The 13,148-nt window shown below is 67.1% G+C and carries 12 protein-coding genes; 8 read left to right on the top strand and 4 right to left on the bottom strand.

The genetic code is table 11. The features are described 5' to 3' along the window. Positions 1–91: 91 nt before the first annotated feature. Both argS and RZA67_RS01820 read left to right on the top strand, forming a co-directional pair. Positions 92–1,780: an arginine--tRNA ligase gene (gene argS / locus RZA67_RS01825; RefSeq protein ID WP_317210818.1), complete on the top strand. Its 1,689-nt coding sequence runs from the start codon at positions 92–94 to the stop codon at positions 1,778–1,780. 19 nt (positions 1,781–1,799) lie between these two features. After that, positions 1,800–2,666 carry an SPOR domain-containing protein gene (locus tag RZA67_RS01820; RefSeq protein WP_317210817.1) on the top strand — a complete coding sequence of 289 codons (867 nt, stop codon included), beginning with the start codon at positions 1,800–1,802 and terminating at the stop codon, positions 2,664–2,666. Between the two features lie 82 nt (positions 2,667–2,748). Here the strand turns inward: RZA67_RS01820 and RZA67_RS01815 are convergent, their stop codons facing one another. Then, a complete protein-coding gene (locus RZA67_RS01815; protein WP_317210816.1) occupies positions 2,749–3,498 on the bottom strand; it encodes an SDR family NAD(P)-dependent oxidoreductase in 750 nt (249 codons plus the stop codon). Between the two features lie 142 nt (positions 3,499–3,640). Between RZA67_RS01815 and RZA67_RS01810 the strand changes: the two genes are divergently transcribed. Continuing rightward, positions 3,641–4,120 carry a DUF1456 family protein gene (locus tag RZA67_RS01810; protein WP_317210815.1) on the top strand — a complete coding sequence of 160 codons (480 nt, stop codon included), beginning with the start codon at positions 3,641–3,643 and terminating at the stop codon, positions 4,118–4,120. Here the strand turns inward: RZA67_RS01810 and RZA67_RS01805 are convergent. Then, positions 4,077–4,964 (bottom strand): LysR family transcriptional regulator, encoded by an 888-nt coding sequence (locus tag RZA67_RS01805; RefSeq protein ID WP_317210814.1) that lies wholly within the window; start codon positions 4,962–4,964, stop codon positions 4,077–4,079. The genes RZA67_RS01810 and RZA67_RS01805 overlap by 44 nt on opposite strands. A gap of 103 nt (positions 4,965–5,067) precedes the next feature. Here RZA67_RS01805 and RZA67_RS01800 point away from each other — a divergent pair, with 103 nt between their 5' ends. Together RZA67_RS01800 and RZA67_RS01795 are read left to right on the top strand one after the other, a co-directional pair. Then, entirely contained in the window at positions 5,068–6,258 is a 1,191-nt protein-coding gene (locus RZA67_RS01800; RefSeq protein ID WP_317210813.1) for an MFS transporter, read from the top strand. 46 nt (positions 6,259–6,304) lie between these two features. Next, the gene (locus tag RZA67_RS01795) at positions 6,305–6,694 is read left to right on the top strand and encodes a DUF6165 family protein (protein WP_317210812.1); all 390 of its coding nucleotides are present in this window, start codon (positions 6,305–6,307) and stop codon (positions 6,692–6,694) included. A 128-nt stretch (positions 6,695–6,822) separates the two neighbouring features. Here the strand turns inward: RZA67_RS01795 and RZA67_RS01790 are convergent, their stop codons facing one another. Then, positions 6,823–7,392: an Ax21 family protein gene (locus tag RZA67_RS01790; RefSeq protein WP_317210811.1), complete on the bottom strand. Its 570-nt coding sequence runs from the start codon at positions 7,390–7,392 to the stop codon at positions 6,823–6,825. 364 nt (positions 7,393–7,756) lie between these two features. On the opposite strand from RZA67_RS01790, the gene RZA67_RS01785 reads away from it, so the two are divergent. Both RZA67_RS01785 and RZA67_RS01780 read left to right on the top strand, forming a co-directional pair. Then, on the top strand, positions 7,757–9,736 hold the full coding sequence (locus RZA67_RS01785) for a prolyl oligopeptidase family serine peptidase (RefSeq protein ID WP_317210810.1): 1,980 nt from the start codon (positions 7,757–7,759) through the stop codon (positions 9,734–9,736). A 111-nt stretch (positions 9,737–9,847) separates the two neighbouring features. After that, positions 9,848–10,219 carry a DUF1428 domain-containing protein gene (locus RZA67_RS01780; RefSeq protein WP_317210809.1) on the top strand — a complete coding sequence of 124 codons (372 nt, stop codon included), beginning with the start codon at positions 9,848–9,850 and terminating at the stop codon, positions 10,217–10,219. 68 nt (positions 10,220–10,287) lie between these two features. On the opposite strand, the gene RZA67_RS01775 is transcribed toward RZA67_RS01780, so the two are convergent. Next, positions 10,288–11,271: a histone gene (locus RZA67_RS01775; RefSeq protein ID WP_317210808.1), complete on the bottom strand. Its 984-nt coding sequence runs from the start codon at positions 11,269–11,271 to the stop codon at positions 10,288–10,290. A gap of 410 nt (positions 11,272–11,681) precedes the next feature. On the opposite strand from RZA67_RS01775, the gene RZA67_RS01770 reads away from it, so the two are divergent. After that, positions 11,682–13,109 carry a Do family serine endopeptidase gene (locus RZA67_RS01770; protein WP_317210807.1) on the top strand — a complete coding sequence of 476 codons (1,428 nt, stop codon included), beginning with the start codon at positions 11,682–11,684 and terminating at the stop codon, positions 13,107–13,109. Positions 13,110–13,148 lie beyond the last annotated feature (39 nt).

Genomic DNA, 13,148 nt, shown 5'->3' with positions numbered 1-13,148 from the left:
TTGCTGCTGTCCCTTGGTCAAGGCGACAACGCCTGGACCGGGTAGATCGGCTAAAATGGGGGATTCCGCCGCTCACTTCACAGCAGGCCTCGTGAAAAATATCGTCCGCGCCCTGATCAGCCAAGGCATCGAAGCCCTGCGCGCCAATGGCACCCTGCCCGCAGACACCCTGCCCCCGGAATTCGTGGTGGAACGCCCGAAAACCCGCGAGCACGGTGATTTCGCCACCAATGCCGCCATGCTGCTGGCCAAGGCCGCGCGCAGCAATCCGCGCGCCCTGGCACAGGCGCTGGTGGAGGCCCTGCCCCGCAGCGGCGACGTGAGCCGCGTGGAAATCGCCGGCCCGGGGTTCATCAACTTCCACCTTGCCCCCGCCGCCTACCAGCGCGAGACGGCCTGCGTGCTCAAGGAAGGTGCCGACTACGGTCGCAACCTCTCGGGCAACGGCCGCGTCGTGGGGGTGGAGTACGTGTCGGCCAACCCGACCGGCCCCCTGCATGTCGGCCATGGTCGCGCCGCCGCCATCGGCGACTGTGTCGCCCGCGTGCTCGATGCCAACGGCTGGAACGCCAAGCGTGAGTTCTACTACAACGACGCGGGCGTGCAGATCGAAAATCTGGCCCGTTCGACCCAGGCCCGCATCAATGGCCTGACCCCCGACGATGCCGGCTGGCCGGAAGACGGTTACCGTGGCGACTACATCGCCGACGTTGCGCGTGCCTACATGAGCGGGGCCAGCGTGGAGCTGGAAGGCACCACCGTGGTCGGCAGCAAGGACCCGCAGGACATGGAGGCGATCCGTCGCTTCGCGGTGGCCTACCTGCGCAACGAGCAGAACCTGGACCTGGCCGCGTTCGGGGTCGACTTCGACATCTACTTCCTGGAAAGCTCGCTGTACGCCGATGGCAAGGTCGCCGAAGCGGTCGCCACCCTGGTGGCCTCGGGCCACACCTATGAGGAAGGTGGCGCGCTGTGGCTGCGCAGCACCGACTTCGGTGACGACAAGGACCGCGTGATGCGCAAGTCCGACGGCACCTTCACCTACTTCGTGCCGGACGTGGCCTACCACCTGTCCAAGTGGCAGCGCGGCTATGAGCGCGCCATCACCGAGCTGGGCGCCGACCATCACGGCTCGCTGGCACGCGTGCGCGCCGGCCTGCAGGCGATGAGCGTCGGCATTCCGCAGGGCTGGCCGGAGTATGTGCTGCACCAGATGGTCACGGTGATGCGCGGCGGCGAGGAAGTGAAGCTCTCCAAGCGTGCGGGCAGCTATTTCACCCTGCGTGACCTGATCGAAGAGGCCGGCCGTGATGCGACGCGCTGGTTCCTGATCGCGCGCAAACCCGACTCGCAGCTGACCTTCGACATCGATCTTGCCCGCCAGCAGAGCAATGACAACCCGGTGTTCTATGTGCAGTACGCGCATGCACGGGTCTGCAGCCTGCTGCGCCAGGCACAGGAAAAGCGCCTGGACTATCGCCAGAGCGAGGGCGTGGCCGGGCTGGGCCAGCTGGGTGATGAGGCCTCGCTGGCATTGATGACCGAGTTGTCGCGGTTCCCGGAAGTGGTCGAAGCCGCCGGCACCGCGCTGGAGCCACACCTTGTCGCGCAGTACCTGCGTGAATTGGCGCACGCCTTCCACACGTGGTATCACGGAACACCGGTGCTGGTGGAAGACGCCACCGATCGCAACAGCAAACTCGCCCTGGCCTGCGCCGCACGCCAGGTGCTGGCCAATGGCCTTGAACTCCTGGGCGTCAGCGCCCCGGAAAAAATGTAACAACGGAGAAGCAGTAGACATGGCAGCACGACGCGGCAAGAGCCAGGCACGGCGCAACAGCAGCCAGGGCACGCCCGGATGGGTGTGGCTGGTGGCCGGTGTGGCGATCGCCGCCGTGGTGTTCCTGGCGGCACCGGATCTGTTCAAGGGCGATAATGGTGGCTTCCTGCGCGCCGGCCCGCGCCCGGACCCGAACGCACAGCCGGCGCCCGTGGCCGACGCGGAAACCGACGTCGGCAGCGAGGTCGGCCCTGCGCCGGCAAAGCCGGCCGAACCGGCACGCCCGGCCGCCACCCAGTACGACTTCTACACCCTGCTGCCAGGCAAGGAAGTGGAAATGTCCGATGCCGAGCTGGCCGCCAGCGCCCGCGCCGAAGAACAGCGCGTCGCGCGTGCGGAGGCACAGCGCGCGCGTGCGGCACTTGAAGGCCGTCCGGTGCCTGCCACCGCGGAAGCGACGTCCGTGGCCACGGCCGCGCCGGCCGCTACGGTCAATGGCAACCCGGTCGCCACGCAGCCGCTGCCGCCGGCGGTCAGCGAGACGCGTACCGCGCCGGTGGCCGCTGCTGCCGCACCCGCTGCGCGGACCGAGCCGAGCCCTGCGGCAACCACGACGCCTGCCCCGGCCGCGGCCGCGGCCGCCAATGACAGCAATGTCCGTTACATCCTGCAGGCTGGCGCGTTCGGTGCTTCCGGCGACGCCGAGGCCACCAAGGCCAAGCTGGCGATGATCGGCCTGGCCGCCCGCGTGGAGTCGGCGCAGATCAACGGCCGCACCGTCTATCGCGTGCGCATGGGGCCTTACGGCAGCGCGGGCGAACTGGCCGAAGCCAAGCAGAAGCTCGACGGCAGCGGTCTGCAGGCGATGGCGATCAAGGCGCAGTAAGCGCCTTCCAGCAGCATGCCGGGCAACGCCCGGCAGCTGCTTTCAGCGCAGGCCTACCGAAGCGGCTGGGCGCTGGCTGAGGTCACGAACGCGCGACCTGGAAGCCGGCATACGACTGACTCACCGGCATCAGTTCAAGGCGATTGATGTTCAGGTGTGCCGGCAGGTTGGCCACCCACAGGATCTGCTCGGCGATGTCCTCGGCGGTCATCGGGTTGGCCCCGGCATACAGCGTGTCCGAGGCGGCCTGGTCGCCATGGGTGCGCACCACGGTGAACTCGGTTTCGGCCATGCCCGGCTCGATGGTGGTCACCCGTACGCCGGTGCCATGCAGGTCCGAGCGCAGGCCCAGCGAGAACTGGCTGACAAACGCCTTGGTGCCGCCGTAGGTGTTGCCGCCCGGGTACGGATAGACGCCGGCCACCGACGAGATGTTGATGATTGCCCCACGGCGCTCGACCAGCTGCGGCAACAGACGGTGGGTCAAGGTCACCAGCGCGGTCACATTGGTGTCGATCATCGTGCGCCAGTCTTCCAGCGTGGCGCGTTGCGCCGGAGCCGTGCCCTGCGCCAGACCGGCGTTGTTCACCAGCAGGTCGATGCCGGACAAGGCAGGCGGCAGTGCCGCCAGCGCGGCGTCCATCGCGGCCACATCGCGGATGTCGAACGCGGCGGCGTGCACGCGCCCGGGGCCGTAGGCATCCACGAGCGGCTGCAGGCGCTCGGCGCGGCGGCCGGTGGCGATCACGTTCCAGCCATCGCGCACGAAGCGGTGGACGGCAGCGGCGCCGAAGCCGGAAGTGGCGCCGGTGATCAGGGCAGTACGGGACATCAGGCAACTCCACAGGGATCCAGGCCGTCATTCTGTCACTGTCCGTCGCGCGGGGCATGCCACGCCGCATCGGTGCCGGTGCCGGTGCCGCAGCGGGCTACAATGGGAAAGCGGCGCGCCGTGCCGGCAGTGTGGAAGAACCATGATCAACAATGATGTCCTGCGCAGCCTGCGCTATGCCCTGGACCTGGGCGACCACCACATCGTGGTGCTGTGCGAGCTGGCCGATCCCGGCCATGTCGTCACGGTGGAACAGGTCAACGCGTGGCTGAAGGCCGATGGCGAGCCCGGCCACGAGACGCTCCCCGACGCCACCCTGGCCCATGTGCTGGACGGGCTCATCGTGCATCTGCGTGGACGTGATGAGAGCAAGCCGGCGCGGCCGGTGGAAACCCGGCTGGACAACAACCTGATCCTGAAGAAGCTGCGCGTGGCCTTCGAACTGCGTGATGTCGACATGGCCGACATCTTCACCTCGGCCGGCTTCCCGGTGTCCAAGCCGGAGATGAGCGCGCTGTTCCGCCAGCCGGACCACAAGAACTTCCGGCGGGCCGGCGACCAGCTGCTGCGCTATTTCCTCAAGGGTCTGGTGCAGCGGGTACGCGGCGGAGCACCGCGCTGACGAACGCCTGCGCTGCCGGTGTAGGCTGACGCTGCCACACCAGATGGACCCGGCGCCGTGGTGCCGGGCGCAGTGCCACCTGTACGCCGCTGGTGAAGCCGGCCGCCAGTGAGGCCGGCACGATGCCGATGGCCAGGCCGTGGGCAATGAAACGCTCGACCAGGTCCATGTGGTTGACCTCATACCGCACCGTGTGGGCCAGCCCGGCTGCAGCGAACGCATCGTCGGTCTGGCGACGCGCGCCGCTACCGGCAGGAAAATCCACCAGAGCCTCGTCCTGCAGCGCTGCCAGCGGCAGCTGTCGGCGTGCTGCAAGCCGGTGGCCGGCCGGCAGCATGGCCACCAGCACTTCTTCTTCAATCAGCTGATGCTGCAACCCGGCCAGCGCGTCGCCCGGCGGCAACCCGACCAGCGCCACATCCAGCTGGCGTGCCTGCACCTGGGCAAGCAGCACTTCACTGCGATCGGTGCGCAGCTGGAACTCAACCTGCCGATGACGCTGGTGGTAGTCAGCCAGCGCCGCCACCAGGTCGATCCGGCTCTGCGCGGAGATCTGGCCGACGGCAAGCGTGCCGCGCACTTCGCCTGTCGCCGCAGCCACTTCTGCCTGCAGCTGCCTGACCCCGCCCAGCACCTGGCGCGCGTGCCGCAGCAACACCTCGCCGGCCGGAGTGACGCGCAGCCCGCGTGGCAGGCGCTGGAACAGCGCAGTGCCCAGCTCGTCCTCAAGCCGCGCGATCTGGTGGCTGAGCGCTGACTGCACGACATGGCAGCGGACGGCGGCGCGGGTGAAGCTGCCCTCCTCGGCCAGCGCAACGGCGAACTGCAGCTGCTTGAGATTCACTGATCCATCTCATTTCAAGATTGCAGCCATCATTATCATTCGTTTCACAGATGGCGGCATGCGCGACAGACTGCAGGCCTCCCCGGCATCAACGGCTTCGTACATGAACAACTCCGCTCTTCCTGCCCTGCAACGCTGGCAGGTCCTGTTGATGGCCCTGGCCACCGGCGTCGCCGTGGCCAGCAACTATTACGCCCAGCCGCTGCTGCACACGATGGCCGGGCAGCTGGATACCTCGTTCGAGCGCATCGGTCTGGTGGTGACAGTGGCGCAGCTCAGCTATGCCGCCGGTCTGTTGCTGCTGGTGCCGCTGGGTGACCTGTTCGAGCGTCGCCGGCTGATCGTGGTGATGTCGCTGCTGTCGGCCAGTGGCCTGGCCATCAGCGCCTGCAGCGGCACGCTGGCGATGCTGCTGGTGGGCACCGCGATCACCGGCCTGTTCTCGGTGGTCGCGCAGGTGCTGGTGCCGTTTGCCGCCACGCTGGCGTCGCCTGCCGAGCGCGGCCGCGTGGTGGGCACGGTGATGGCCGGTCTGCTGCTGGGCATTCTGCTGGCGCGCACGGTGGCTGGCGCGGTCTCCAGTCTGGGCGACTGGCGCTGGGTCTACTGGTTCGCGGCCGGTCTGCTGGTGCTCACCACCGTGGCCCTGCAGCGGGGCCTGCCCCGCTACCGGCAGGATGCCGGACTGCGGTATTTCGCTCTGCTGCGCTCGATCGGCCAGTTGTTTGCGAGCGAGCCGGCGTTCCGCCTGCGCACGCTGCTGGGCGCCTGCAGCTTTGCCATGTTCGCGTTGTTCTGGACGCCGCTGGCCTTCCTGCTGGCCCAGCCGCCCTACCAGTACAGTGACGCCACCATCGGCCTGTTCGGTCTGGTCGGTGCCGCGGGGACACTGGCGGCCGGCCTGGCCGGGCGCATGGCCGACCGCGGCCAGGCCAACCGGGCGACATTGATCGCGTTGCTGCTGCTGTTGCTCTCCTGGATGCCACTGCTGCTGGCCAGCCGTTCGCTCGCCGCCCTGCTGCTGGGTGTGGTGGCGCTGGACCTGGCCGCGCAGCTGCTGCACGTGAGCAACCAGAACGTGATCTACGCGCTGCAGCCGCAGGCCCGCAACCGGCTCAACGCGGGCTACATGACCGGCTACTTCATGGGCGGCTCACTGGGCTCGCTGGCCTCCGCGCAGCTGTATCCGGCCTTCGGCTGGACAGGCATCTGCGTGGCAGGTGCAGGTATCGCCACAGCTGCGCTGCTCACGTGGTACCGCAGCGGTTCATCCGCGCGGTCGCCGGCAGGGTGAGGCCAGCGGCGCGCTATCATGGCGGCCTGTTTGCAAGGAGTTACCCGTGGACGCCATCCTGACCCCCGTATCGATCGGCGAGCTGATCGACAAGATCACCATTCTCGAGATCAAGGCCGAGCGGATTGCCGACCCGGCCAAGCTGACCAATGTGCGCGCTGAACTCGATGGCCTGTTGCCGCTGTGGGAAGACCAGCATCAGGCGCAGCCGGATCTGGGCGCGCTGAAGGACCAGCTCAAGGCCATCAACGAGCGCATGTGGGACATCCAGGACCAGCTGCGCGACAAGGAAGCGGCCCAGGTCTTCGATGAGGCCTTCGTGAAGCTGGCGCGCGGCGTCTACCAGACCAATGGCGAGCGCGTGCAGGTCAAGAACGAGATCAACCGGCTGGCCGGTTCGCACCTGGTGGAAGAAAAGCAGTACCAGGGCGAGTGACCTGCACTTAGCGCCCATTGCGCCCATCACGGTGGGGCGCACCGTCGGAGCAGACAAAAAAACAGGCCCGGTTCGCACCGGGCCTGTTGCGTTTCACGACAATGCAGCGCAGCTGCAGGTCAAGTGGCTTACCAGCTGAAGCGCGGGCCGACCGACCATTCCTTGTTGCCGTCGTTGTTCATCTTGATGTCGCCGCTCAGGCCCCAGTTCTGGTTCAGCTTGACCTGGCCACCAAGACGGCCGTAGAACTCGCCGTCCGGGTTGATGCCGTGCTTCTTGCTGTAATCCTCGTAACCGGCCATCACGTAGGTTTCGATGTGCTCACCGAATGCGGTGCGCAGGCCGACTTCGGCGCTGTAGCCATTGAAGTCCAGGCCGCCCTTCGGGTCGAACTTGTTGTAGGCAGCGCGCGCGACGAAGTCGCTCGACGGCAGCACCTGCACGTTGTAACCCACACCGACGCGCCACTGCTGCAGATCGGTCTTGGTGGCGTCCAGTTCGGTCTTGCTGTAGTCACCGAACACGTGCATGTTCGGCAGCACGCCGTAGGAGGCCTTCACGCCCCAGCCGTCACCGCGCAGGGCATCGTTGGCCTTGACGTAGTTGCCTTCAACAAAGTTGTAGGACAGGTTCTCGGCAGCCGAGGCGCCGAACGGAAGAGCGGAGGCCAGGGCCAGTGCAATCAGCTTGTTCTTCATAGGTACAACCTCTTTTCTTGCGTTGTGCGCAGGATGCCGGGGCATCCCCGCGTGGGGATATGTAAAGTTTCCGTTTTTCGACACAACGCCACCTGAAAGCGACCAGCGCATTTTTGGCTTGTATTCAGCTGTTTTGAGGCATACGCGCGCACAGATGCCAGATTGGTCGTTGAAGACGGCGTGAGGACAAGAGTTGTTCCGCCGGCGCAGCAGAGAGATGCTGGCGGTGACGCCTCAGGAAGGAGCACGACGACATGGACAGGTTGATCCGAAGCGGGCTGGTCCTTGCAGCGCTCGTCGCGCTGGGCGTCACGCCGGCGCGCAACAGCGGGTTCTGGTCGATCCCGCCGCGGGAGCCCGACAGGTGCTGGCTGCCGACCACCCGCTGCAGGCGCAGCGCGCCCTCGCAGCGGCGCCCGCTCGGCTGCAGGCGCCGGTGGACGGCGCGGCGCTGGAAGTGCGCGACAACAACTTCTGGCTGATCCATGCCGACGGCCGCACACAGGCGCTGACCCGTGACGGTGAGGACGGCCACGGCTACGGCGTACGACCGGACTGGACGCTGCGCGGCATTGCGCGCCGCCAGGCCGCTGCCCCCGCCCCTCCCTTCGCGACCTGGTGGTCGCCCGATGCGCGCCAGGTGTTCGGCGTGCGCTACGACGAGCGCCACGTTGCGCACTACCCTTATCTGGACAGTGCGCCCGACACCGGCGCGCGCCCGCGCCTGCACCAGGTCCATCTGGGACTGCCGGGCGACAGCGCGCAGGTGGCCAGCAGCTGGTTCATCCTCGACGTGGACAGCGGCGCGAAGCGCACGATCAGCCCGCCGCACGGCTGGCAGGTGCTCAGCGAGGCCGGGGCGCTGGGGTGGCGGGCGGGCAAGGTGTATTCGGCCATGGTGCGTTACGACGGCCCGGCACGGTTGCAGCTGGTCGAGCTCGACCTGCGCAGCGGCCAGCTGCGTCCGCTGCTTGAAGAACGCAGCGCCACACGCGTACAGCTCAATCTCTACCCCTACAGCCGTCCGGCAGTGACGGTGCTGGCGCAACACGGGCAGCTGGTGTGGTTCTCGCAGCGTGATGGCTGGGGTCACCTCTACCTGCTTGATCTGGTCAACGGTGGGCCCCTGCGCCAACTGACCCGTGGGCGCTGGAACGTGCGTGACATCGTCGGTGTGGACGAGAGCGGCGCCGCGCTGTGGGTGACCGGCAGCGCCGTGGACGCCGCCGACCCGTATCTGCGGCAGCTGTACCGCGTGCCGCTCGATGGAAGTGGCGCCGTGGCGCTGACCGATGACACGCTGGACCATGCCATCGACGCTGGCACGGGCCCCCTGTCCGGTGCGCGGGCGCCACACGGCATGGCACCGCACGGCCGCCTGTTCATCGATACGGTCTCTTCGGTCAGCGCCCCCCCTCGTACCGTGCTGCGCTCAGGCGAGGATGGTCGTGTGCACATGGTGCTGGAAGACGCGGACGTGCGCCGCGTGTACGCCGCCGGCTGGCGTGCACCGCAGCGGGTGCAGGTGTTGGCCGCCGACGGCCACACGCCGCTGATGGCCACCGTTTACCTGCCGCCCGGATATCACGATGGCGGGCGCTATCCGGTCGTCGATGCGATGTACGGTGGTGTATTCATCCACAACGCACCGACCACCTTCGCCGACGCAGTGTCCGCGCAGAATCCGGTCTCACGCGCCAGCCTGGCCGAACTGGGCTTCGTGGTTGTCACTGTCGATGCCCGCGGCACCGGCGGCCGCGAGAAGGCGTTCACCGATGCGAGTTTCAACGACGGCGCCGACACCCAGCTGGAGGACCATGTGCATGCGCTGCGCCAGCTTGCCAGTCGCTTCACCGGCATGGACCTGCAGCGGGTGGGCATCTACGGGCATTCGTTCGGCGGCTACAGTGCCGCGCGGGCGCTGCTGCGCCATCCGGGCTTCTACAAGGTGGCGGTCGCCTCGGCCGGCAGCCACAACCTGCAGGGCATCTACGGCGGTGCGGTGCATGGCATGGACAGGCTGTTTGTCGGCATGTCGCCGGACGGGACGAAGCAGCGCCTGGCCGCGCTGCGCGCACTGGACAACGCCGCCCTGGCTGATCAGCTGCGCGGCCGGCTTCTGCTGGTCTACGGCGAACTGGACGAGAATGCGCCACCCGCGCTGACGCTGCAGCTGGCGGCTGCATTCAACCGGGCCAACAAACCCTACGACCTGCTGTACCTGGCCAACCAGGACCACGAGCTGTTCCGCAACGATGCCTATTACACGCGCCGGTTGTGGGATTACTTCGTGCTGCACCTCGCCGGGCAGGTGCCACCGGCCGATGCCCCGCTCGCCTGGTGAATGCGCGCCGCCTGGCTTCTGCACGCCCAGCCCGTCCATCCAGGTCCAGACTGTCGGCCATGGTCGTCTTCATGAAGTGCTGCATGCCGCAGCATCACCAAGGAGAGCGCAATGAGCTACGTAGATGGGTTCGTGATCGCCGTGCCCACGGCCAACAAGCAGGCCTTCCTCGAGCACGCCCGCATGAGCGATGAAATGATCATCGGTTTCGGCGCCCTCCGTGTGGTGGAATGCTGGGCCGATGACGTGCCGCACGGTACGCTGACCGACTTCTACGGCGCGGTGCAGGCCCGCGAAGATGAGACCGCGGTGTTCTCGTGGATCGAGTGGCCGGACAAGGCCACGCGCGACGCCGGCATGCAGAAGATGATGGACGACCCGCGTATGGACCCGGCCAACACCCCCATGCCATTTGATGGCAGGCGGATGATCTACGGTGGCTTCATGCCCCTGCTGGACCTGGGTGGCGCTGCCGGTAGATGAGCCGTCCGGCCCGTCTGCACGCCCGCCACGAGGCGGGCATGCAGACGGTAGCGCCGTGCCGGGTATGATTACCTGGCGCGCCTGGCGGCCTTTTTGGCGACCGTCCTGCTGGCACCCGCCGCCGTCCTGGTGACGGTCTTCTTCGCAACCGCAGTCTTCTTGCCGACGGACTTCTTCGCAACCGCAGTCTTCCTGCCGACGGACTTCTTCGCGACCGCAGCCTTCCTGCCGACGGACTTCTTCGCGACCGCAGCCTTCCTGCCGACGGACTTCTTCGCGACCGCAGCCTTCTTGGCGACGGTCTTCTTCGCGACCGCAGCCTTCTTGCCGACGGTCTTCTTCGCGACCGCAGTCTTCTTGCCGACGGTCTTCTTCGCGACTGCTGCCTTCTTGCCGACGGTCTGCTTCGCGACTGCTGCCTTCTTGCCGACGGTCTTCTTCGCGACTGCTGCCTTCTTGCCGACGGTCTTCTTCGCGACTGCTGCCTTCTTGCCGACGGTCTTCTTGGCGACTGCTGCCTTGCTGGCAACGGTCTTCTTTGCGACCGCAGCCTTCTTGCCGACGGTCTTCTTTGCGACCGCAGCCTTCTTGCCAACGGTCTTCTTCGTCGTTGCGGTCTTGTCAGTCAGCGTCTTCTTCGCGACGGCTGCCTTGTCGGCTACCGTCTTCTTCGCCGCAGCTGCCTTGCGGGTGACCGCCTTGGTCGCTGCGGCCTTCTTGCTGGCCACTTCCTTCTTCAGGGCAGCGGCTTCGGCCTTGGCGTTGTTCTTGGCCGCTTCCAGCTTCTGCTTGACCTTGGACACCGACTTGCCCACCGAGCTGGCGGCGCTCCCCGCCTTCTCCGCCACGGTCTTCTCGACCTTGGCAACCGCCTTGCGCGCCTTGGCGACGCGATCACCGGTCGCCTTGCTGACGCGCTTGGCAGTCTTCTTGACAGCACTCACCGCTTCTTCGGCGGCATGGACGATGGTCTCGCTGACGCTGGTCGCAGCTTCCTGTGCATTTTCGGCGACGTCGGTCAGCGTCGTGGTCACACCATTACCGTTGCTCATGAGTGCCCTCCTGGGGGCGTTGGATGTCAAAACGGAGGCGATGCTATACCGGCTGCGGTCATCGTGGAACGGCTCGGCACACCGAGCAACGTGCCGGTCGGGCCGGTGCACGACGCGCCCTGCCGAGCGCACCCTCACCAACTGTCGGAAAACCGCCTTTTTTATAGGCCTTTCGTCAATCGAAGCGCTGCTTTCTGGCGGGTCCACCGACGGCTGTGTCCAGGTTCTGCTGCTCGCTTTCCCGCATGCGCCACGCGGCCATCCGCGCGAAAGTGCGCAGCCCGCACGCGTCCTCGGCGAGGGCGTCTGGTGTTGCGACGGGCCTGTTTCATGGCATGTTTATGCCTGTAGCGGGAAACTTTCCGCCGCCGTTTTCATTCTCCTTCTGGCCCACTTCGAGCCCTCATTCCATGCGCCCGCTTCCGACCCTGCTCACGCTCGCGCTGGCCGCCGCCTTCGGCGGTTTCGTCGCCACCGCCATCGACGCCACCCTCGACAACCGCGCCGCTGCCGCGCCCACGCCCTTGACGATTCCGGCCAGCGCCTCATTGCCTGCCTCGGTGGCCGGGCAACCCGTTCCCTCTCTGGCGCCGATGCTGGAGCGTGCGATGCCGGCCGTGGTGAGCGTCAACACCAAACAGGTGGTGCGGGTCCGCAACCCCTTCTTCGACGATCCGTTCTTCCGTCGCCTGTTCCCGGACATCCCGCAGGAGCGCATCAACGAATCACTCGGCTCGGGGGTCATCATCGATGCGAGCGACGGGCTGGTGCTCACCAATCACCACGTGATCGACAACGCCGACGACGTCCAGGTCACCCTCGCCGACGGCCGGACGGTCAAGGCCGAGTTCCTGGGCTCGGACCGTGACACCGACATCGCGCTGATCCGCATCCCGGCCAAGGACCTTACCGCCCTGCCGCTGGGCAACAGCGACCAGTTGCGGGTAGGCGACTTCGTGGTGGCCATCGGCAATCCCTTCGGCTTCACCCAGACGGTCACCTCGGGCATCGTCTCGGCTGTCGGACGCAGCGGCATCCGCGGCCTGGGCTACCAGAACTTCATCCAGACCGATGCTTCCATCAACCCTGGCAACTCCGGCGGCGCGCTGGTGAACCTGCAGGGGCAGCTGGTGGGTATCAATACCGCCAGCTTCAACCCGCAGGGCAGCATGGCCGGCAACATCGGGCTGGGCCTGGCCATTCCGTCCAACCTGGCGCGCAACGTGGTCGACCAGCTGGTCAAGCACGGCGTGGTGGTGCGCGGCACGCTTGGCATCGAAAGCCAGAATCTCACCCCGCAGCTGGCCCAGGGCCTGGGCCTGCAGGAAACACGTGGTGCGCTGGTCAGTCGCGTGCTGGCCGGCTCGGCTGCGGCGGCGGCGGGGCTGCGCGCGGGTGATGTGATCGTCGCCGCCAACGGCCAGCGCGTGGACAACGCGCAGGCCCTGCACAACATCGAGGGTCTGGCCGAGGTAGGCAGCCGCATGACCCTGGACGTGCGGCGCGATGGCAAGCCCCTGCAGATCAAGGCCACGCTGAAGGAGCAGCCGCGTTCCGTTGCCGGTGAGAGCCTCGACCCACGTCTGGGCGGGGCCAGCTTCGTCGACCTGCCGGAGTCGCTGCGCCAGTCCGGCATCAGCGGCGTGCTGGTCGACGAGGTGACGCGGGGCAGCCGCGCTGCCGCATCCGGCCTGGCAAAGGGCGACATCATCACCGAAGCCAGCGCAGGCGAGTTCAGTGACCTGGCCGGCTGGCAGGCCAACTTCCAGCAGCGTCCCGCCCAGCTCGTGCTGCGCATCGTCCGTGGCAACGCGCGGGGACAGCTGGTCATGCGATGAGGCCATCACGTACCGTTACGCGCCCTATACCCGGACGGT

The sequence above is a fragment of the Stenotrophomonas sp. C3(2023) genome (genome assembly GCF_032911385.1).
In the GTDB taxonomy this organism is placed as follows: domain Bacteria; phylum Pseudomonadota; class Gammaproteobacteria; order Xanthomonadales; family Xanthomonadaceae; genus Stenotrophomonas.
Note: the sequence above shows the minus strand (reverse complement) of the source record. Positions and strands in the feature narration are given on the sequence as shown.